Annotated in this window: 24 protein-coding genes; all 24 read left to right on the plus strand. The window is 60.7% G+C overall.

Translation table 11 applies throughout. From position 1 onward, the window contains the following. Window positions 1-9 precede the first annotated feature (9 nt). The gene (locus tag NN484_RS27285) at window positions 10-267 is read left to right on the plus strand and encodes a gp53-like domain-containing protein (RefSeq protein WP_425518804.1); all 258 of its coding nucleotides are present in this window, start codon (window positions 10-12) and stop codon (window positions 265-267) included. Window positions 268-269: 2 nt separating this feature from the next. Beyond that, window positions 270-713: a tail fiber assembly protein gene (locus NN484_RS02300; protein WP_252191614.1), complete on the plus strand. Its 444-nt coding sequence runs from the start codon at window positions 270-272 to the stop codon at window positions 711-713. Window positions 714-813: 100 nt separating this feature from the next. Next, complete coding sequence (locus tag NN484_RS02305) at window positions 814-999, plus strand: hypothetical protein (protein WP_007964321.1); 186 nt, start codon at window positions 814-816, stop codon at window positions 997-999. A 2-nt stretch (window positions 1,000-1,001) separates the two neighbouring features. Next, window positions 1,002-2,168 carry a phage tail sheath protein gene (locus tag NN484_RS02310; protein ID WP_274658517.1) on the plus strand — a complete coding sequence of 389 codons (1,167 nt, stop codon included), beginning with the start codon at window positions 1,002-1,004 and terminating at the stop codon, window positions 2,166-2,168. After that, window positions 2,168-2,674, plus strand: coding sequence for a phage major tail tube protein (locus NN484_RS02315; protein WP_215501441.1), 507 nt, complete (start codon window positions 2,168-2,170; stop codon window positions 2,672-2,674). The genes NN484_RS02310 and NN484_RS02315 overlap by 1 nt, the downstream gene beginning before the upstream one ends. Window positions 2,675-2,831: 157 nt before the next feature. Further along, a complete protein-coding gene (locus NN484_RS02320; protein WP_274658518.1) occupies window positions 2,832-3,413 on the plus strand; it encodes a phage tail assembly protein in 582 nt (193 codons plus the stop codon). A 128-nt stretch (window positions 3,414-3,541) separates the two neighbouring features. Continuing rightward, complete coding sequence (locus NN484_RS02325; RefSeq protein WP_274658519.1) at window positions 3,542-5,656, plus strand: phage tail tape measure protein; 2,115 nt, start codon at window positions 3,542-3,544, stop codon at window positions 5,654-5,656. After that, complete coding sequence (locus NN484_RS02330; RefSeq protein ID WP_127652508.1) at window positions 5,653-6,036, plus strand: phage tail protein; 384 nt, start codon at window positions 5,653-5,655, stop codon at window positions 6,034-6,036. The genes NN484_RS02325 and NN484_RS02330 overlap by 4 nt, the downstream gene beginning before the upstream one ends. Further along, on the plus strand, window positions 6,029-6,241 hold the full coding sequence (locus NN484_RS02335) for a tail protein X (RefSeq protein WP_127652509.1): 213 nt from the start codon (window positions 6,029-6,031) through the stop codon (window positions 6,239-6,241). The genes NN484_RS02330 and NN484_RS02335 overlap by 8 nt, the downstream gene beginning before the upstream one ends. Window positions 6,242-6,250: 9 nt before the next feature. Further along, window positions 6,251-7,279 (plus strand): phage late control D family protein, encoded by a 1,029-nt coding sequence (locus tag NN484_RS02340; RefSeq protein WP_215501444.1) that lies wholly within the window; start codon window positions 6,251-6,253, stop codon window positions 7,277-7,279. 148 nt (window positions 7,280-7,427) lie between these two features. Further along, window positions 7,428-8,012, plus strand: a complete 585-nt coding sequence (locus NN484_RS02345; RefSeq protein WP_274658520.1) for a phage tail terminator protein — start codon at window positions 7,428-7,430, stop codon at window positions 8,010-8,012. After that, on the plus strand, window positions 8,009-8,191 hold the full coding sequence (locus NN484_RS02350; RefSeq protein WP_041072263.1) for a DUF2635 domain-containing protein: 183 nt from the start codon (window positions 8,009-8,011) through the stop codon (window positions 8,189-8,191). Before NN484_RS02345 ends, NN484_RS02350 begins: the two co-directional genes overlap by 4 nt. Then, the gene (locus NN484_RS02355) at window positions 8,191-9,687 is read left to right on the plus strand and encodes a phage tail sheath subtilisin-like domain-containing protein (protein ID WP_274658521.1); all 1,497 of its coding nucleotides are present in this window, start codon (window positions 8,191-8,193) and stop codon (window positions 9,685-9,687) included. The genes NN484_RS02350 and NN484_RS02355 overlap by 1 nt, the downstream gene beginning before the upstream one ends. A gap of 67 nt (window positions 9,688-9,754) precedes the next feature. After that, entirely contained in the window at window positions 9,755-10,102 is a 348-nt protein-coding gene (locus NN484_RS02360; RefSeq protein ID WP_007964335.1) for a phage tail tube protein, read from the plus strand. Beyond that, window positions 10,099-10,395, plus strand: coding sequence for a phage tail assembly protein (locus tag NN484_RS02365; RefSeq protein ID WP_003222226.1), 297 nt, complete (start codon window positions 10,099-10,101; stop codon window positions 10,393-10,395). The genes NN484_RS02360 and NN484_RS02365 overlap by 4 nt, the downstream gene beginning before the upstream one ends. 130 nt (window positions 10,396-10,525) lie before the next feature. Next, entirely contained in the window at window positions 10,526-12,424 is a 1,899-nt protein-coding gene (locus NN484_RS02370; protein WP_274658522.1) for a phage tail tape measure protein, read from the plus strand. After that, window positions 12,411-13,646: a DNA circularization protein gene (locus NN484_RS02375; protein WP_274658523.1), complete on the plus strand. Its 1,236-nt coding sequence runs from the start codon at window positions 12,411-12,413 to the stop codon at window positions 13,644-13,646. Before NN484_RS02370 ends, NN484_RS02375 begins: the two co-directional genes overlap by 14 nt. A 3-nt stretch (window positions 13,647-13,649) precedes the next feature. After that, window positions 13,650-14,696 (plus strand): phage baseplate assembly protein, encoded by a 1,047-nt coding sequence (locus NN484_RS02380; RefSeq protein WP_215501449.1) that lies wholly within the window; start codon window positions 13,650-13,652, stop codon window positions 14,694-14,696. A gap of 114 nt (window positions 14,697-14,810) precedes the next feature. After that, a complete protein-coding gene (locus NN484_RS02385) occupies window positions 14,811-15,320 on the plus strand; it encodes a phage baseplate assembly protein V (protein ID WP_215501450.1) in 510 nt (169 codons plus the stop codon). Beyond that, window positions 15,320-15,718, plus strand: a complete 399-nt coding sequence (locus tag NN484_RS02390) for a phage GP46 family protein (protein ID WP_274658524.1) — start codon at window positions 15,320-15,322, stop codon at window positions 15,716-15,718. The genes NN484_RS02385 and NN484_RS02390 overlap by 1 nt, the downstream gene beginning before the upstream one ends. Next, window positions 15,708-16,754 carry a baseplate J/gp47 family protein gene (locus tag NN484_RS02395; protein WP_215501451.1) on the plus strand — a complete coding sequence of 349 codons (1,047 nt, stop codon included), beginning with the start codon at window positions 15,708-15,710 and terminating at the stop codon, window positions 16,752-16,754. Before NN484_RS02390 ends, NN484_RS02395 begins: the two co-directional genes overlap by 11 nt. Then, on the plus strand, window positions 16,742-17,341 hold the full coding sequence (locus NN484_RS02400) for a YmfQ family protein (RefSeq protein ID WP_215501452.1): 600 nt from the start codon (window positions 16,742-16,744) through the stop codon (window positions 17,339-17,341). Before NN484_RS02395 ends, NN484_RS02400 begins: the two co-directional genes overlap by 13 nt. A gap of 14 nt (window positions 17,342-17,355) precedes the next feature. Then, a complete protein-coding gene (locus NN484_RS02405) occupies window positions 17,356-18,291 on the plus strand; it encodes a hypothetical protein (protein ID WP_274658525.1) in 936 nt (311 codons plus the stop codon). A gap of 2 nt (window positions 18,292-18,293) precedes the next feature. After that, complete coding sequence (locus tag NN484_RS02410) at window positions 18,294-18,695, plus strand: phage tail assembly chaperone (protein ID WP_215501454.1); 402 nt, start codon at window positions 18,294-18,296, stop codon at window positions 18,693-18,695. Window positions 18,696-18,789: the final 94 nt, after the last annotated feature.

Below are 18,789 nucleotides of genomic sequence, written 5' to 3' on the forward strand. Positions count from 1 at the left end.
GTGGGATATATGAAACACCCTGGCGGAGCGATTGAACAATGGGGGATAGGGACGACGAATGCAGAGGGCTATGTTTACATCACCTATCCCTTAGCTTTCCCCTCGAGCATGCGCTCAATCAGTTGCCTTCATGGGGGTACCATGGCGTTGATGGGCTGCGTTGTTTACGACTCTATCGAGAAGACCGGATGTACTCTTCGAGTCCAAAACGGCAGTAATGGGTCTTTAGCCGGTTGGGCCGTTTACTGGCGAGCGATAGGGATTTGAACATGACAGACATTATTTTATTCAGCCCAAGCACATGTGGTGCTTACCTTCCAAATGTCCATGAACTCGATATTCCAGACGATGTGGTACCGGTGTCCCTGCTAAATTGGGAGGCGCTGCTTAACGAGTTAGCGACAACGCCAAAAAAAATCGGAGCGGGACCGGATGGTCACCCCATCCTAGTCGAGCCTCCACCGTTTGACAGAGAGACTTTGCAGTCCATAGAACTCGAATGGCGCAACGCGCAGTTGGCATCAACCGATACTCTTGTTTCAAGGCATCGAGACGAATTGGAGGGAAGCGGCCTTACCACGCTGACCGCTATGCAGTACTCAGATTTGCAAACGTATCGACAGCGGCTACGTCAGTGGCCGCAACGCGAGGAGTTTCCTTCGAATCAATATCGTCCCCCTATGCCTGATTGGCTTATCGAAAAGACTCAATAAACACCCCGCACCCCCAAGACGTTTCTTGCCCGCTTAAAACAATTCAACACCTAACAAAGCCCCTCCCCGAGGGGCTTTCCCGTTTATGGAGAAACGAAAAATGGCAACCCGCCAAACCTACACCGTGCTCGTCCCATTCCCCACCGGCGGTGGGCACTGGTCGAGCGTCGGTCAAGACCTTGATCTGCTCGACGTTGAGGCCAGTGCCTTGCACAGCGCCGGTCGACTGGAACTGAAAACACCCTCCACCCAGGCCAAAAAGGCCGCTGCCAAGAAGGCTGACTAACTATGGCTGAGGTTCTGAACTTCGAGCACAACGGCATTACCGTCAATGCCACCGAATCCCCCGAGGCCATGGGTGGCCTGGGTGACAACGTCATCGGTCTGGTCGGCACTGCGCCGAAAGCCGATCCGCTGATTCCGCGTAACGCGCCGTTCCGCATCAATAGCTTCACCACCCATGCGCTGCTCGATCCGACCGGTTCGGAAGAGGGCACGCTGTACCACGCGGTTTACCAGATCCTCAAAGTGGTCAAGGTGCCGGTCTACGTGGTGATCGTCGAAGCGGGCGCGACCCCGGCCGACACCGTTAACGCGGTGATCGGCGGCGTCGATCCAACCACCGGCCGCAAGCTCGGTCTGGCGGCGCTGGGCAGTGTCCCGGAAGACCTGACCATCATCGGCGCGCCGGGCTTCACCGGCACCAAAGCGGTGGCCAGCGAGTTTGCCTCGTTCGGCAAGCGCATCAAGGCCCGTGTGGTGCTGGACGGCAAGGACGTGTCCGTCGCTGACCAAGTGACTTACAGCCAGGAACTGGGCGGCGCCGATCTCGGTTTCGACCGTTGCCTGGTGGTGCACAACATGCCGGCCGTGTACTCGAAAGCGGCGAAGAAAAATGTGTTCCTCGCGCCATCTAGCCTGGCGATTGCCGCGCTGGCCAAGGTCAAGCAGTGGGAGAGCCCGGGCAACCAGGTGACCTATGCCGAAGACGTTTCCCGCGTCGTTGAGTACAACATCCTCGACACCTCGACCGAGGGCGATCTGCTCAACCGCTACGGCGTCAGCTACTACGCCCGCACTGTGCTGGGTGGCTTCTCGCTGCTGGGTAACCGCTCGATCACCGGCAAGTTCATCAGCTATGTCGGCCTTGAAGATGCGATCAGCCGCAAGCTGGTCAAGGCCGGCCAGAAAGCCATGGCCAAGAACCTGACCAAGTCGTTCATGGATCAGGAGGTCAAGCGCATCAACGACTGGCTGCAAACCCTGGTCGCCGACGAGACCATTCCTGGCGGCAGCGTCTATCTGCACCCGGAACTCAACAGCGTCGAGAAGTACAAGAACGGCACCTGGTACGTGGTCATCGACTACGGCCGCTACGCACCGAACGAACACATGGTTTATCAACTCAACGCCCGCGATGAAATCATCGAGCAGTTCCTGGAGGACGTTCTCTAATGTTTACCAACCGCGTAAGACAGGCCATCGCGGCCACCCTGCAAGGCCTGCCGTTGTCGGCGACCGTTGAGGAATTCACCCCGCCGAAAATCGACTTCGACATGGAAAGCATGACGGGCGGGCGCTTCATCGTTGAGGAAATGGCCAAGAGCGCCAAGGCGCTTAATGCTCAGATCAAGCTGCAAGGCACCGGTGCTGAAGTGTTGCTGGCGATGGGCGTGAAACTGGGCGACGACATCCTGCTGAACGTGCGTGAAGCCGGTCAGGATCAGGACGGCAACACCTGGTTCACCTATCACACTATCGGCGGCAAGCTCAAAACCATGGGTGAAGACGCAATCAAAATGGGCGGCAAAGCCCTGACGACACTGGACTTCTCCTGCCGCACCTACAACCGCCTGGAAAACGGCATCCCGGTGATCGACATCGACGTGCGCACCCAGAAGTTCGTGCTCAACGGCGTCGACATCCTCGGTGATGCGCGTCGTGCGGTGCTGATGCCGTAATCCACGGCACACCACAAACCCTGTAGGAGTGAGCCTGCTCGCGATAGCGGGCTTTCAGTCACATCGAAGTTGCATGTGCTGTCCTCATCGCGAGCAGGCTCGCTCCTACAAGGGAATAGCGATACCTCCAAAAAAAGAATCACCAAGGAATTCATACATGTCGTGGATGCCACCCAAGCATGACCTGCTGTCGCCGATCACCGGCGACGACGGTTCGCAGATCGAGCAGATCCAGCTCAAGCCGCTGTTTTACGCCGCGCAGAAAGAAGCGCTGGAACGCGCCGGCGATGATGAAGACGATCAGTTCTTCGAACTGGCGCTACTCGCCACCGGCCTGTCGGTCAAGGAACTCGACCAACTCAAACGCCCGGACTACGTGAGCATCGCCCAGTACGTGCACGAGATGTCGACACGTCCGGCGTCGTACTTTCTGGCGCAGGTCGAAGACGCGGAACAATCCGCCGATCCCGACGAAGTGCAACTGCTGCAACCGCTCGCTGTGACCGGCCGCACTGTGACCTCGCTGTCACTGGAAATGCCGGCACTGCGCGCCACCAAAGTGATGAAGAAACTGAAAACGGCCAAGGAACGCGCCGAGTTCATCACTGCCCATTGCACCGGTCTGATGATCCCCGATCTGGCCCGGATGAGCGTCCCTGACTGGACCCAGTTGCAGGTGCGCATCGACGATTTTTTAAACCAGCCGGCGGCCTACTTTCGGAACGCGACATCGAAGTAATCCTCGATATCGTCCCGCTCATTTACTCGGTAAGTGAGGCGGAGATTCTGGAGTGGGACGCCGAAAAGGCGTTGCGCCGCTACGACATAGCGATCACTCGCCTTGGCGTGAAACAGGAGTAGAGCGGCATGGCAGAGAGTAAAAATGCGCTCATGTACGCCGATGAGAGCACAAGTGCGGCGAATCGTAATCTCAGCTTGGTTACCGCAAACACGAACTTGGCCAAGGATTCAGTGGCCGGCCTCAGACAAACGTTGACGACCGCAAGTGACCGCATTCTTTTGCTGACGACAGCCATCGATTCGTTAAACCTGACACTGGCGAGCAAACGTGATTTGTCGCAGAGCATGGCCAGCAATATCACTGGATTGTCTGAGCAAAAGAGTTCGCAGAAGGTGGCTGGTGCTACACCTCCCGACTCGCTTAAAGCAGCGGTGGTTATGGATTCTGCCGCTGCAGCCTTGAGCGATGCAGCCCGAATCAGTCGGACTCAAGGCAAGGAAGCGGCTCATGAGAGTCTGATCATGGCCAGCGCACCGCTGGTGGCTGCCGGTGGGACCACCGGGGTTGAGTTGGTCAATGCCGCGGCACTGGGTGCCAAGGCGGGGGTCGGCCTCGACTTGCCCAATGCCTCGGACAAAAAGTTCGAGCTGCTGAAGTTTGCTGATGACGCCGCGATCACCGCATCGGCATTCAAGGTGCCTGGGTTACAAGCCGCCGAGATGATGGCGGTCTGGCGCACTTCGATGAAGTTGACCCGCGATGAGGCTGTCGATCTGGCGGATGCGGCCCATCACCTAGGCAAAATGACTGGCGATGTAAACGCGGCAGACATTGGTTCTGTCTTGCAGCAATCGGGTGACGCGGCAATTGCCGCGGGTTTTCAACCCGAACAGTCTGCAGCATTGTCGGCAGCATTACTCAACACCGGAACGAAGGAAGGCGAAGCTGGCGCTGCGCTGAAGAGCATTTCCACTGCCTTGAGTAAAGGAGGCCAGGTCTCTGCCGTCGAGCAGGGTGCATGGAAGCAGTTGGGGCTTGACCCCAAGGCAGTGGCTGCTGCGATGCGTGATCCGAACAAGGACAATGCGCAAGGTGCATTGTTATCGGTGTTGGCGGCATTGAACGCCAGACCGCCAGAGCAACGTGCGGTGTTAGCCCGGACGTTGTTTTCAGATGGCGGTGACGCCGCGCAAAAGCTCTCGCAAAATCTGAGTGAGGTGAATGAAGCCTTCTGGCAGGTCAAGGACAAGCGCCAATATGCAACGTCGGAACTGGGCGAGAAGAGTTCGGTAAGACAGGCTGCTCTCGCGCTTTCCAACACCTATCAAGGGCAGCTGAACATTCTCAATGCCCGAAGGGAACGGCTGGACGTCGCTAAAGGCAACGCGCTGGACCCCTCAAGCGACACGCTGGCCTCCGCTGGTGTCGACAAGCTCAGTGAACTGACTGAAACCTATCCGAAAACCGCTGGCGTGGTGTTGACGGTGAGCGCGTTTCTCAAACCGTTGTTCGATCATGCGCTGGATGCCATTGGTAGCGAGATCAAGGATCGGTTTGGCAAGAAGGTCGTGGATAAGGGGCTGTCCGTTTTCACCGGTGCAGCCACAGGAACGGCGGAGGGGGCAGCTGCTGGCACCGGTTTGAAGATCCTTGAGCAAACCTCACGGGTGCGGGCCCCGCTTTTGGAGTCGACCACCGCTGCCATGCGCCCCCTGTCACGCGCAATGCCCTGGCCTGTAAAAACCGTCGCGGCCCTCGCAGGCCTGGCGGCGGGGGTGGCCAGCGGTGACGAAACCCAGATAGCTAAAAGCGTCGGCGCGGCGGGCGGTGGAATGGCTGGCGCTCTCGCAGGTTCTGCTTTCGGCGCATCACTCGGAGCCGTGGGTGGCCCTCCCGGCGTGGCCATAGGTGGCCTGCTTGGTGGATTGCTTGGCGGTTGGCTGGGCACTGAGGGCGGTTCCCTTCTGGGCGAAAAACTCGGCAGTGCCGCACCGGACAAACTCGAAGCACCGGCTCAGGTAAGTCAGGCGTTGGCCAGCGCCCAGGTACCCTCGGTGCCAGCCACCTACGCGCCCACCGTTCAGGTGTATTGCAGCGATCCGGGCAGTGCGGAAAAGATCGGTCAGTTGGTCGACTTTCACCTGAGATCTCAATTCAGCAACGAATTTACCCCGCTGATGGGTAGCCATTCCCTCGCCACCCGCCGTGACGCAGCCCTGACCGATGGAGTCGCCACATGAAACAGCAAATGGCACTGGGCAGTTTCATCTTCGGCCTCTCGCGCAACTTCGCCTACAGCACGCTGGCGCGAAAGTCCGACGGTGGCTGGACCGAAATACAGATCCTGACCAGCAAACCCAAATCCAGTCAGACCGGGCAGAAAGCGGAAACGCTGACCATCAGCGGCACCTCGATGTATGCCGTGGCCATGGATCGACTCGATGAGTTGCGCGCACTTCAGGCACTGCGTGTGCCGCTGCCGTTGATTGACGGTATCGGTCGCAACTGGGGCCTGTGGCGGATCAACAGCATCGACGAAAACCAGAGCGAGGTCATCGATGACGGCACCGCGATGGTGATCAAGTGGGTGGTCGGATTAACGGAGTTCAACAATGCGTAAGGTAAGAAGCGTGGCCGGTGATTCGGTGAATCTGCTGCTTTACCGCGAAACCGGTCGCAGTGATGACGCCGCCGAAGAGGCCCTGTGGAAACTCAACCCGACCTTGGCTGAACACGGTCCGATCCTGCCCGCAGGTGTATGGGTCGTACTGCCGGAACTCGATTCGAAACCGGCCGTGATCAAACCGGTCACGGCCTGGGATTAAGGAGGACGCATGGCACTGGGTTTTACCCCGACGGTAAAAATCTACGGGGCTAATTCGGCCCTGCTCAATCAGCGCCTGATCAGTTGGGAACACATCGATGCAGCCGGTTTCGAGTCCGATCAGCTGACCTTGACGATTGATCTTGAAGGCCTCGAAGGGCTGCCGAACCTGGGTGGGAAAATCGGCCTGGAGGTCGGTTACCTGGAGTCGGGAATGGTCGACAAGGGCCAATTCAAAGTGACGCGCCTGACCCCGACCCTGTTTCCGTTTCGCCTGACCCTGGTGGCCACGGCGGCACCGTTCAGCAAGGATGATGAAACGGGCTTCAAGCAACGCCGCACGGCCAGTCATGGCCCGACCACATTGGGTTCGCTGTTTCACGAGCTGGTGTCGAGCCATGGCTTTTCACCGCGCGTCGCGCCCGAGGTGTCGATGATCAGGATCGAGCACGTCGACCAGTCCAACGAAACCGACATGAGCTTTCTGACGCGCCTGGCGAAAAAGTACAACGCGGTGACCAAACCCTACGACAACGTGTACGTGCTGGCCCGTCCCGGCCAGACCAAATCGTTGTCGGGCCAGGTGCTGGCGGACGTGACCTTGTCGGTGACCAGCAACAACCGTCCCGGCGATCACGCGTTCGTCAGCGCCACGCTGGAGGAATCTGCCCGCGAGCAGACCAAGGGTTGCAAGACCTGTTTCTGGGATGGCGCCGCGGGTGTGTTGCGCTGGGTCGAAACGGGGCTGGCGCCGTTCAAGACCCTCCGCCAGAAGCAACCCAGCGAAGCTGATGCCATTGCCGTCGGCGAAGGCGAAGTGCGCAAGATGCTGCGTCAGAAATACAAGGTGAAGATCACCTGTCCCGGCGACCCACGGCTGACGGCCGAAGGCCTGGTGCTGCTGGATGAGACCTGGCCGGACTTCATGCGCGGACGCTGGTCGATCGACAAGGTCACCGCCAGCGGCAATCGCGAGAACAGCTATCGCTGCGTGATTGATGCCAGCTGTCTCGATCCCAAGGCCGAGTCCAAAGACTGATTCAGCAGCGACACGAATCCCTTGTAGGAGTGAGCCTGCTCGCGATAGCGGTGCCACAGTCAAAATCAATGTGTCTGACCCACCGCAATCGCGAGCAGGCTCACTCCTACAGGGGCCTGTGGTCATTTTCATAATCTGGAACACCACCATGAAGATCACCCCGATCCTCACGCAGCTGCGTGCGCAATGCCCTGGCCTTGCCAACCACATTGCCGTTGGTGTCGATCTGGCCTTGCTGCAAGGCAACGCCGATCTGCCGACACCTTCGGTCCATGTGCTGCCGCTGGCCGATGTGGCCAGCAACAGCTCCGCGCAAAACCTCATCGCCCAACCGATCCGCGACCGCTTCGAAATCGTCCTGGCGCTGGATGCCAGCGACGGCACAAAAGCGCTGGATCTGTTGCACGACCTGCGTGCCGAACTGTGGCGCGCGCTGGTGGGGTTCAAGCCGGGCACCGACTACAGCGCCATCGTTTATGACGGCGGCGAAATGATCACGATCAACAGCAGCCGCGCCTTCTACCGGCTGCGCTTTTTTGCCGAGTTCCAGCTCGGCCGCAATCTGCCCGGTCAGCCTGCGGAGAGTTGGCACGAACGTGAACTGGACGGTTTGTCGTCCTTTACCGGGGTCACCGTGCGGGTGGATGCGATCGACCCGGCCGACCCCAACCTGAAACACCCGGGCCCAGACGGGCGCGTGGAACTGACTTTCTCTGGAGACGTAACCCCATGAGCAATCGCATCACCGTACTGCCGGCCGCTGGCCGTGCCGTGCCTGACCCGGAGGCGGGCGATCTGCTGCCCAAGGAAGGCCGTGAAGTGCTGGACAGCGCCTGGTGGCGCCGGCGTCTGGCCGACGGCGATATCACACTCAAAACCGCAAAAGCGGCTAAACCACAGGGAGCCAAATAATGGCGATCGGATTCAGCAACATCCCCGCGGACATTCGTGTACCGCTGTTCTATGCCGAAATGGACAACTCGGCCGCCAATAGCGCGAGCTCGACCCTGCGTCGTCTGATCGTCGCTCAGGTCAACGACAACATCGCCGCGACTGAAGTCGGCAAACTGGTGCTGGTCTCCAGCGTTGCGCTGGCAAAAAGCATTGGCGGTCAGGGCTCGATGCTCGCCTCGATGTACGAGACCTTCCGCAAGGCCGACCCGATCGGTGAGATCTGGTGCCTGCCGCTGCACAACACTGAAGGCGCCATCGCCAAAGGCGTGCTGACCCTGACCGGCACCGCGACCCAGGCTGGCGTACTCAACCTGTACGTCGGCGGTGTGCGTGTGCAAGCCACCGTGGTCAACGGTGCCACCGCTGCCCAGGCCGCCACTGCACTGGCACAGAAAATCAACGCCACGGCCGATCTGCCGGTGAGCGCTGCGGCTGCCGAAGGTGTGGTCACCCTGAACGCCAAATGGACTGGCGACAGCGGTAACGACATCAGCCTGCAGTTCAATCGTCTGGGCAAGAGCAACGGCGAAGAAACCCCGGTCGGCCTGACCGCTGCGATCACCGCCATGACCGGCGGCGCCGGCGTGCCGGATCAGATCGCGGCGGTTGCCGCACTGGGCGACGAACCGTTCGAGTTCATCGCACTGCCATGGTCCGATCTGTCGACCCTCAACACCTGGCAAGCGGTCATGGATGACAGCACCGGTCGCTGGTCCTGGGCCAAGCAACTGTTCGGTCACGTCTACAGCGCCAAGCGCGGCACCGTCGGCACGCTGGTCGCAGCAGGCCAGGCGCGCAATGACCAGCACATGACCATTCAGGCGCTGGAGCCGGGCGTACCGCAACCGTTCTGGGTACAAGCTGCAGCACTGGCTGCGCGCACCGCGGTGTTCATCTCCGCCGACGCCAGTCGCCCGACCCAAAGCGGCAGCCTGCCGGGCGTTGACCCTGCACCGGCAAGTGAGCGTTTCACCCTGACCGAGCGTCAGTCGCTGCTCAACTACGGCATCGCCACCGCGTACTACGAAGGCGGTTACGTGCGCATCCAGCGTTCGATCACCACCTACCAGAAGAACGCTTACGGTCAGGCCGATAACTCCTACCTGGACAGCGAAACCATGCACCAGTCGGCGTTCATCGTGCGTCGCCTGCAAAGCGTGATCACCAGCAAGTACGGTCGCCACAAACTGGCGTCCGACGGTACCCGTTTCGGCGCCGGCCAGCCGATCGTGACGCCAGCGACCATTCGCGGCGAGCTGATCGCGCAATACGCCAAGCTGGAACTGGAAGGCCACGTGGAGAACGCCGAGCTGTTCGCCGAGCACCTGATCGTCGAGCGCGACGTGCAGGACCCGAGCCGTGTGAACGTGCTGTTCCCGCCGGATTACATCAACGGTCTGCGCGTGTTCGCACTGCTCAACCAATTCCGTCTGCAATACGACGACGCGGCCTGATCGCCGCGTTTGACCGTAAGCATTCAGCCCACCTCGCGTGGGCTTTTTATTTGAAGGGAGTAACACCATGGGTCAAGTGATTGCAGGCACCTGCTACGTCAAAGTGGACGGTGCACAACTGACTATCAACGGCGGCTGCGAAGCCCCGCTGATGGCCGTCAAACGCGAAACCGTCGTACCGGGTTTCTACAAGGAAACCGACGTCGCGCCGTCGTTCAAAGTGACCGCGCTGCACACCGCCGACTTCCCGCTGAAGAAGCTGATCGAAGGCACCGACATCACCGTCACCTGCGAATTCAGCAACGGCAAAGTCTACGTGCTGGCCGGTGCCTATCTGGTCGAAGAGCCGGTTTCCAAGGGCGATGACGCCACCATCGAACTGAAGTTCGAAGGCATCAAGGGGACCTGGCAATGAGCGGCGCCGTGAAGCTTCAGGTTGCGATCGAAGCTCACGGCGAGCCCCTGACCGAACTCGTCCTGCGTCGTCCGACGGTGCAGGAAGTGCGAGCGATCAAGGCGCTGCCGTACAAGATCGACAAGAGCGAAGAAGTCAGTCTCGACATGGACGTGGCGGCCAAATACATCGCCGTGTGCGCCGGTATTCCACCGTCGTCGGTCAACCAGCTCGATCTGGCTGACCTCAACGCGTTGAGCTGGGCCGTTGCGAGTTTTTTCATGAGTGCGGCGTCGGAGCCATCACCGACCTGATCGCAGTCGCCTATGACCTGGCCTGGTTCTGGAAGGTTGACCCCGAACAGATGATGGCCAGGCCACTGGATGTGCTCCGCGAATCGCTGGAGCACGCGCAACGGATCAATGCGATGCAGCAGGTGCAGTGATGGCAGACGAAGAAAAGCAAGTGAAGACTCCGGTGCTGATCACGGGCATCGATGAACTGTCGCCAAAACTCGGCGCCCTTCGGGCAAAGGTCGAGAGCTTCAAGAAAAATCTCGAGCAGACCGGCCTCGGCAAACTGGATATCAGCGGTCTGTTCAAGGGCGGCAGCGTGATCACGCCGTTCGTGGACGGGATCAAATCGGCGGCGGCGTTTCAGGGCAAGTTGACCGAAGTCAGCGAGACGGCGAAAACCGTCGACCTGCCTGCTGCGCCGAAAGTCGCCGCGCAGAACATGAACGTGTTCAGTGCGTCGATGGAAAAGGTGTCTGCCGCTGTCGACGCGGCTTTGGTGCCGGCAGTCGGGGCGTTGGTGGTCGGGCTTGAGCCGATGATGACTCAGGTCGGCAGCCTGCTCGCCGACAATCCGAAACTGGTGGAAGGACTGGCGGCGGGGGCCATCGCCTTCTCGGCGATGCAAACCGCGGTCACCGGGGCGACGCAAGTGTTCGATGTCATGAGCACGGTGCTCAAGACCAATCCGATCATGCTGATCGCCATGGGCATTGCTGTGGCGGCGGGGCTGATCGTGGCCAACTGGACGCCGATCAGCGCGTTCTTTACGGGTATGTGGGAAAGCGTGAAAAACGCCGGGGCGAATGCCATGGCGATCTTGCGCTCGGTGCTCGACTGGCGCCCGCTCGATACGCTGGCGGCGCTTTGGCAACCGGTCACGGAATTCTTCTCGGGAATCTGGGACAAGGTCAAAGCGGTCACCCGCCCGGTGATCGACTTTTTCAAAACGGTTTTCTCCTGGACCCCTTACGGCATGATCCTGGAAAACTGGGGGCCGCTGACAGGGCTGTTTTCGGCGATCTGGGAACTGCTCAAGGCCTTGAGTGTGCCGGTGATGGCGTTCCTCAGAAACCTGTTTGATTTCTCGCCGATGCAGATGATCAACAGTGCGTGGGGTGGTGTTGTCAGGTTCTTCGAACCGATGTTCAGCGGCCTGCGAAAAGTCGCGCAGCCGGCTAAAGAGTTTCTGGTGTCGTTGTTCGACTTCTCGCCCATGCAGATGATCACCAGCGCCTGGGGCGGTGTCGTTGCGTACTTCCAGCCGATGTGGACGACGCTGCAATCGGCCGTGCAAGGCACCCGGGATGCGTTGCGGACGCTGTTCGATTTTTTCCCAATGGAAATGATCACCAGCGCCTGGGGTGGTGTCATGGGATTTTTCGAACCGATGTGGACGGCACTGCAAACGTCGGTGCAGCGGGTCAAAGGCTTTTTCACCAGTCTGTTCGAGTGGTCGCCGCTGGAGCAGATTGCGCAGTACTGGCAGCCGGTCGGCGAAGTCTTTTCGGCGCTGTGGGATGTTGTGCTGGCGGCGTCTGCGCCGGTCGTGGACTTTTTGCACACCCTGTTCGAATGGAAACCTCTGGATCAGATTATCGAGAGCTGGGGGCCGATCATCGGGTGGTTCGGCGAGTTGTGGCAAAAGCTGCAAACCGTCATCGCGCCGATCAAGGAGCTGTTCGACGGTGGTTTTGCCGGGTTGATCGCCAAGGTCACCGGCAAGGTCGAAACCCTGACCCAAGCGCAGCGCCAGACCAATGCCGAAGGCAAGGGTGAGCTGGCGCCGGCGTTCTTTGGCGCGAGTCCTGCGCCTGCTGGGAACGGCGCGTTGCAAAGCGGTTCGTTGCCACAATCCTCCAGTGCCCTGATCCAGCAAAGCGCCGCCAACAACCGCACGCAACTCGAAGGCGGCCTGACCGTACGCTTCGAAAATGCGCCGGCAGGGCTGCGTACCGATCAACCGCAAACCAATCAACCAGGGCTGGCGCTGTCTTCGCGCATCGGCTATCGCTCGCTGTCGGCAGGAGGTTCCAATGAACTGGCGTGACCGTTTGTTGCCGGCATCGTTTCGTGGTGTCGGGTTCTGGATCGATCAGGCGAAAACCCCGGTCGGTCGCAAAGGTCAGTTGCACGAATACCCGCAACGCGACCTGCCGTATTTCGAGGATCTGGGCCAGCAGGCCAAGACCCACGATCTGACGGCGTTCATCATCGGCGCCGATTGCCTGGAGCAGCGTGACAAGCTGCTCAAGGCTCTGGAGGCGGGCAGTGGTGAGCTGGTGCATCCGTGGCTGGGGCGCCTGCAAGTCAAGGTCGGCGAATGCGACATGACCCACACCCGCCAGGACGGCGGGCTGGTGACGTTCAGCCTGAAGTTCTATCCCGACCGGCCGCTGTCGTTCCCGACCGCCACCGTCAGTACGCAGAAAGTGCTGTTGGCCAAGGCCGATACGTTGCTGGGGTCGGCGGTGGCGCGCTTCGAGCAGGCGATGACGTTGATCAAGGCTGCGCGGATCGGCATCGCCAATCTGCGCAACAGCCTGACCGGGGTCTATGAGGTGATCAAAGAGCAGCTCAAACCGCTGATCGAGCAGTACAAGCAAATCACTGAACTGGTCAAAGCCGTGAAGGAGTTGCCCAAGGAAGTGGCGACGGAGTTCAAGGGCTTGCTCGGCGATATCAAGGAGCTGAAGGCGTTCGCGAAGGAGGGCTACCGTGGCGTGATTGCCGACGTATCTCAACAACTCGAAGCCATCCGCAAGGCGGATGCACCGAAGATCACCACCGGCAAGGACACCAACGCCGCGGCGCAAGCCATGGCGGATCTGGTGCAGGACACGATGCTGGTCAAAGTGGCGCAATGGGTAGCGTCGATGCCGGTGGCGACCCCGACAGTAAAACTGACATCGACACCTTCGGTGGCGCATCAGGCGGATCAACCGGTAACCCGTCAGGAAGTGCCGGTGACCGATGAGATGAAGGCGCTGCAGAAGGCGATCGGGGTGGCGATTGACCCGATGCTGGACAAGGCCGATCCCAAGCACCACCAGGCAATCAACGATGTGAAGGAAGCGCTGATTGCGCATCTCAAGGCTGTGGCGTCATCCGGTGTGCGACAGGTCACTAAATCGTTCCAGGAAAGCCTGCCGGCGCTGGTTGTGGCCTACAAGCAATTTGCCGATGCCACACGGGTGACTCAGGTGACTCAGAGCAACGCGATGAACCATCCGGGCTTTTCACCCAACGACGTGAAAGTGTCCAGGGAGTGAGCCATGAGCGAGATGGATAACCATGTCACGTTGACCGTCGACAACATGGAATATGGCGGCTGGAAAAGCGTGGAAATCACCGCCGATCTGGAGCGCCAGTTCCGCACCTTCAAGCTCGACATCACCTGGCAATGGCCGGGGCAAACGGTAGACAAACCGATCAAGCCCGGCGACCCGTGCGAAGTGAAAATCGGCAACGACCTGGTGCTCACCGGCTACGTGTTCAAGGCGCCGATCCACTATGACGGGCGGCAGATCAGTCTGAGCATCGAGGGCAGCTCCAAGACTCAGGATCTGGTCGATTGCGCGGCCACCAACCGGCCGAATCAATGGCAGGAGCAACCGTTGCTGAGCATCGTGCAGGCGCTGGCGATGGACTACTCGCTGATGGTGGTCAATCAAATTCCCGAGACCGCGCGGCTTGCCAAGCACACCATCGTGCCGGGCGAAACGGTGTTCCAGTCGATCGACCGTCTGCTCTCACTGTTCCGGGTGTTCTCCACGGATGACGAGCAGGGCCGGCTGGTGCTGGCCAAACCCGGCAGCGGTGGGCGGGCCAGTGATGCGCTGGAGCTGGGCAAGAACATTCTGTCGGCCAACGCGCCGATGGATCAGAGTCAGGTGTTTTCCGAATACCGGGTGATCGGCCAGCAGAAAGGTTCGGACAAGAAGAGCGGGGCGGCGGTCAGCGAGGTTGAATCCAGCGCGGCCGACCTGAGTTTCAAACGTCGACGCACCACGATCATCAACGAGGGCACCGCACTGACGTTCGAACTGGCCCAGCAGCGCGCCCAGTGGGAAAGTGCCACGCGCATGGGCCGGGCGCTGACCACCACCTATCAGGTGCAGGGCTGGCGCCAGTCCAACGGCGATCTGTGGCGTCACAACACGTTGGTCAAGGTCAAGGATCCGGTGCTGGGGTTCGATGGCGACATGCTGATCTCGAAAGTGACGTATTCGCTGTCGGCGCAAGGCTCGGTGACCACGCTGCAAGTGGCGCCGCCGCATACCTTCGATGCCAATCCCAGCCCTTCTAAAACAACCTCATAGGCCCGGAAAAGATCGCAGCCTTCGGCAGCTCCTACAGGTGTACGCCGATCTTATGTAGGAGCTGCCGAAGGCTGCGATCTTTTGACCTCGGCCCGTTTCTTACAGGAACCAAGCATGAGCCTACTGACACGCCTGCTGGCGCGCGGCACTGTCGTGCTCGCCAACTCGGCATCCAAGCTGCAATCGCTGCAAATGCGCCTCACCGCCGGCGAGGTGAACGACGACATGGAGCATTTCGAACCCTACGGTTTCACCAGTAACCCGCTGGCTGGCGCCGAAGGCATCGTCACGTTTCTCGGGGGCGATCGCTCCCACGCCATCGCCCTGGTGGTCGCCGACCGCCGCTATCGCCTGCAGTCGCTGGCCTCTGGTGAAGTGGCGATCTACACCGACGAGGGCGACAAGATTCACTTCAAACGCGGGCGGATCATCGACATTGAAACCGCCACGCTGAACATCCGCGCCAGCCACGCTGTGAACTTCGACACGCCGGTGATCAACCAGACCGGCAAGATCGTGTCCACCGGTGATCAACTCGCCGGTGGCATCAGCCAGATCAAACACGTGCACGTCGGCGTGCAGGCCGGCAATGGCCAGACCGGTGCGCCGGCGGGAGGCCAATGATGCTCATCAGCCAGAACCTCCACGCCGCACTGACCCGCGCCGTGCTCATCAGCCTGTTCACCTGGCGTCGCGCCGCCGATGACGACGCCCTCGACGACGAGGAGCGCTTCGGCTGGTGGGGCGACAGCTTTCCCACCGTCGCCGACGACCGCATCGGCTCGCGGCTGTGGCTGTTGCGCCGGGTCAAGCTGACCCGACAGACCCAGATGGACGCCGAGTTCTATGCCCGCGAAGCCCTGCAATGGCTGATCGACGACGGCCATTGCAGCGCCATCGACATCATCAGCGAACGCTTCGACGCCCAGCGCCTGAACCTGCGCACGGTCTTGACCCTGGCCGACGGCGAGCGTCTGGACATCAACCCCGATAACAGTTGGCAGGTGATCTATGCCGTTTGAAACCCCTTCGCTGCCGGTGCTGATCAAGCGCACCCAAAGCGACCTGGCCGGCGATTCGCTGCGCCAGTCCGATGCGCAAGTGCTGGCCCGCACCCTCGGCGGCGCTGCTTATGGCCTCTACGGTTATCTCGACTGGATTGCCGAGCAGATTCTGCCGGACAAGGCCGATGAATCGACCCTTGAGCGCATCGCTGCCCTGCGTCTGAACCAGCCACGCAAAGCTGCGCAAGTCGCCACCGGCAGCGTCAGTTTTACCGCCACCGCTGGTGCCGTGCTGGATGTCGACACGCTGCTCCAAGCGAGCGATGGCCGTACCTACAAAGTCACCACCGCACGCACCACCGTCAATGGCAGCAACACCACCACCATCGCCGCGCTGGATGCCGGCAGCCTCGGTAATGCCGACGCCGGGCTGGCGTTGAATCCGGTGCAGCCGATTACCGGCGTCGTCGGCAACAGTTTCGTGGTGCTGGCGCCGGGCCTCAGCGGCGGTGTGGCGCGGGAAAGTCTGGAATCGCTGCGCTCGCGAGTGATCCGCTCCTATCGCGTGATCCCGCACGGCGGCTCGGCCAGTGACTACGAGACGTGGGCGCTGGAAGTGCCGGGCGTGACCCGCGCCTGGTGCCGTGGCGGCCTGCTCGGGCCGGGCACGGTGACGGTGTTCATCATGCGTGACGAAGACCCGCAACCGGTGCCCAACGATGAGCAGTTGGCAGAGGTTCAGGACTACATCGAACCGCTGCGTCCGGTGACCGCGGAAGTGCACGTGCAGCGGCCGATTCAGGTGCCGGTGGTGTATCGCTTCAAGAGCGTCAATCCGGACACCACCGCCGTGCGCGCCGCCGTTGAAGCGCAACTGCGCGACCTGCACAACCGCGAGGCCGATCTGGGTGTGCCACTGTTGATCAGCCATATCCGCGAAGCCATCAGCAGCGCCGGTGGTGAGTACGATCACACGCTGACCGCACCGGCCGCTGACGTAGCGGCCGGTCAGAGCGAACTGCTCACCTTCGGAGGTTGCGTATGGGGGGCATAAGAACCGCCGCGCAATACCAGGCGCAGCTGCGTGCGCTGCTCCCCAGCGGTCCGGCGTGGGATCCGGAGCGCGTCCCGGAACTTGAGGAAGTGCTGCAAGGCGTCGCCGTCGAACTGGCACGCCTCGACGCCCGCGCAGCCGACCTGCTCAACGAGATGGACCCGGCTGGCGTCAGCGAACTGGTGCCGGACTGGGAGCGGGTGATGGAGCTGCCCGACCCGTGCCTGGGCGCCACCCCGCTGTTCGACGACCGCCGCCTCGCCGTACGCCGCCGATTGCTGGCGGTCGGCAGCCAGGCCGTCGGTTACTACCTCGACATCGCCAAAAGCCAAGGCTACCCCAACGCCAGCATCACCGAACTCGAAGCCCCACGCATGGGCCGCTCGCGTTTCGGCGCGGCGCACTGGGGCACCTGGGAAGCTCAGTTCATGTGGACCCTCAACACCGGCGGCCGCCTGCTGCTCGGACGGCGTTACGGCGCGAGCTACTGGGGCGAGCGCTTCGGCGTCAACCCGGGCTCGGCGCTGGAATGCCTGATCCACCGCAGTGCGCCGGCGCATACCAAGGTGCACATCAATTATGACTAGGGAGGAATGACAGGATGGATTATCCGAAGAGTGTGCCCAGTTCCGGATTGGTGAACGGGAAGTTTGCCGATGAGAATCCGCTGACCGGTACGCCGGGGTCGCTGATTTCCTCCAGTTGGGGCAATGGAGTGACCGAAGAGTTACTGAACGTTATTCGCGCAGCGGGGCTGGTGCCTTCCGAGAGCCAGTCAGATCAGTTGCTCAAGGCACTCAAAGTGGTGCTGACTCAGGACGCGCTGCCTCTGGCTGCACTGGCATTCCCGACTGTGGCCACGGCTGATGGACGCATCCCGGTGACTGCGGCTACCGGAGCGACGGGTGGAACCGTGTCGGTGCCTGGCGGTGTGCTGGTCAGCCTCTGCGAAGAAGTGTCTGCTGGCATGACCGCCCGCCCGCGTGCGCTGTTCACGCCGGTATGGGCATCGCCTGCACTGGATATCAACAGCACGTATTTCCTGCGCATGCAGGTTCGTGATGGGTTGCTGGTTTGCTATACGCAGAAAGGCGTCGATACCGACGTCATTCCAGCCGCGATGAAGGGCGGTACCGGCAGTAGCGGCGGTGGTTTCGACTCCACCTGTATCGACATGCTGGTGGCCAAAATCGTCACCACTGGAGCGGGTACGCTGCCCAAACTGACGTTGTTGGCAAACAAGGCCCGGCTTGAGGCTGTCGGGGTCTGGTCGGGTGCCAATGGCAACTACTCGGTGACCTTGAACTGGGCTCGAAAGCCTCGTGCCTACATTGCCGGGATTTTTGACTTTGATGACAACGTCAAAACCGATTACGGCGTGATCAGTGAGGATACCGGTGTCAATTTCGTAGGCACGCAGTTCATGCCTGCGGGTGGGTTTACTGATCGTTACATGGGGCGCGTGGCCATTGCTGCGTGGGCACAGAACCTGACGACTTCAGGCCTGATGAACGCCCGTGTGCGATGGGAGGTTTGACGATGAAAGCGATGATTGAAAATGGAGTAGTGACCGCTCTTGTGACGGGTGATGTCGATTGCGGCGTTGTGGTACCGGCTGGCACGCCGGTGTCCGCCGGCTGGGCCTACAAGGACGACACCTTCAGTGCGCCGGCCGGCGCGCCAGTGACGCAAGACACCGCAACCCGTTCGGAGCGTCTGTGGCGGACGGCGAGGCTGAGCGAATCGGACTGGCTGGTGAGCCGCCACCGCGATGAACTGGATGCTGGATCCGACACCTCTCTGAGCAGCAAGCAATTCTCCAGGTTGCTGGCCTACCGCCAGGCACTGCGCGACTGGCCTGTTGCCAACGATACCACTGACGCAGAGTCTCGCCCGCAACCGCCCAAGTGGCTGGCGCGAATATCACTACGGCCTCTTTGACGCGTTTTTTGTCGAAGACTCGTAGTCATCCTTCTGCAGCACCCAAGCCCACTTCAGCGTGGGCTTTTTATTTTCAGAAAACAGCCCGCTGCAG

The sequence above is a fragment of the Pseudomonas serboccidentalis genome (assembly GCF_028830055.1).
GTDB classification, from domain to species: Bacteria; Pseudomonadota; Gammaproteobacteria; order Pseudomonadales; family Pseudomonadaceae; genus Aquipseudomonas; species Aquipseudomonas serboccidentalis.

What these genes read in the sequence shown, in the direction of transcription:
- NN484_RS02315 (WP_215501441.1), top strand. Translation starts at nt 2,168, where the DNA reads ATGTTTACCAACCGCGTAAGACAGGCCATCGCGGCCACCCTGCAAGGC.
- NN484_RS02410 (WP_215501454.1), top strand. Translation starts at nt 18,294, where the DNA reads ATGAAAGCGATGATTGAAAATGGAGTAGTGACCGCTCTTGTGACGGGT.
- NN484_RS02335 (WP_127652509.1), top strand. Translation starts at nt 6,029, where the DNA reads ATGCGTAAGGTAAGAAGCGTGGCCGGTGATTCGGTGAATCTGCTGCTT.
- NN484_RS02390 (WP_274658524.1), top strand. Translation starts at nt 15,320, where the DNA reads ATGCTCATCAGCCAGAACCTCCACGCCGCACTGACCCGCGCCGTGCTC.
- NN484_RS02325 (WP_274658519.1), top strand. Translation starts at nt 3,542, where the DNA reads ATGGCAGAGAGTAAAAATGCGCTCATGTACGCCGATGAGAGCACAAGT.
- NN484_RS02305 (WP_007964321.1), top strand. Translation starts at nt 814, where the DNA reads ATGGCAACCCGCCAAACCTACACCGTGCTCGTCCCATTCCCCACCGGC.
- NN484_RS27285 (WP_425518804.1), top strand. Translation starts at nt 10, where the DNA reads ATGAAACACCCTGGCGGAGCGATTGAACAATGGGGGATAGGGACGACG.
- NN484_RS02345 (WP_274658520.1), top strand. Translation starts at nt 7,428, where the DNA reads ATGAAGATCACCCCGATCCTCACGCAGCTGCGTGCGCAATGCCCTGGC.
- NN484_RS02340 (WP_215501444.1), top strand. Translation starts at nt 6,251, where the DNA reads ATGGCACTGGGTTTTACCCCGACGGTAAAAATCTACGGGGCTAATTCG.
- NN484_RS02360 (WP_007964335.1), top strand. Translation starts at nt 9,755, where the DNA reads ATGGGTCAAGTGATTGCAGGCACCTGCTACGTCAAAGTGGACGGTGCA.
- NN484_RS02320 (WP_274658518.1), top strand. Translation starts at nt 2,832, where the DNA reads ATGTCGTGGATGCCACCCAAGCATGACCTGCTGTCGCCGATCACCGGC.
- NN484_RS02375 (WP_274658523.1), top strand. Translation starts at nt 12,411, where the DNA reads ATGAACTGGCGTGACCGTTTGTTGCCGGCATCGTTTCGTGGTGTCGGG.
- NN484_RS02355 (WP_274658521.1), top strand. Translation starts at nt 8,191, where the DNA reads ATGGCGATCGGATTCAGCAACATCCCCGCGGACATTCGTGTACCGCTG.
- NN484_RS02405 (WP_274658525.1), top strand. Translation starts at nt 17,356, where the DNA reads ATGGATTATCCGAAGAGTGTGCCCAGTTCCGGATTGGTGAACGGGAAG.
- NN484_RS02370 (WP_274658522.1), top strand. Translation starts at nt 10,526, where the DNA reads ATGGCAGACGAAGAAAAGCAAGTGAAGACTCCGGTGCTGATCACGGGC.
- NN484_RS02385 (WP_215501450.1), top strand. Translation starts at nt 14,811, where the DNA reads ATGAGCCTACTGACACGCCTGCTGGCGCGCGGCACTGTCGTGCTCGCC.
- NN484_RS02300 (WP_252191614.1), top strand. Translation starts at nt 270, where the DNA reads ATGACAGACATTATTTTATTCAGCCCAAGCACATGTGGTGCTTACCTT.
- NN484_RS02380 (WP_215501449.1), top strand. Translation starts at nt 13,650, where the DNA reads ATGAGCGAGATGGATAACCATGTCACGTTGACCGTCGACAACATGGAA.
- NN484_RS02350 (WP_041072263.1), top strand. Translation starts at nt 8,009, where the DNA reads ATGAGCAATCGCATCACCGTACTGCCGGCCGCTGGCCGTGCCGTGCCT.
- NN484_RS02330 (WP_127652508.1), top strand. Translation starts at nt 5,653, where the DNA reads ATGAAACAGCAAATGGCACTGGGCAGTTTCATCTTCGGCCTCTCGCGC.
- NN484_RS02395 (WP_215501451.1), top strand. Translation starts at nt 15,708, where the DNA reads ATGCCGTTTGAAACCCCTTCGCTGCCGGTGCTGATCAAGCGCACCCAA.
- NN484_RS02310 (WP_274658517.1), top strand. Translation starts at nt 1,002, where the DNA reads ATGGCTGAGGTTCTGAACTTCGAGCACAACGGCATTACCGTCAATGCC.
- NN484_RS02400 (WP_215501452.1), top strand. Translation starts at nt 16,742, where the DNA reads ATGGGGGGCATAAGAACCGCCGCGCAATACCAGGCGCAGCTGCGTGCG.
- NN484_RS02365 (WP_003222226.1), top strand. Translation starts at nt 10,099, where the DNA reads ATGAGCGGCGCCGTGAAGCTTCAGGTTGCGATCGAAGCTCACGGCGAG.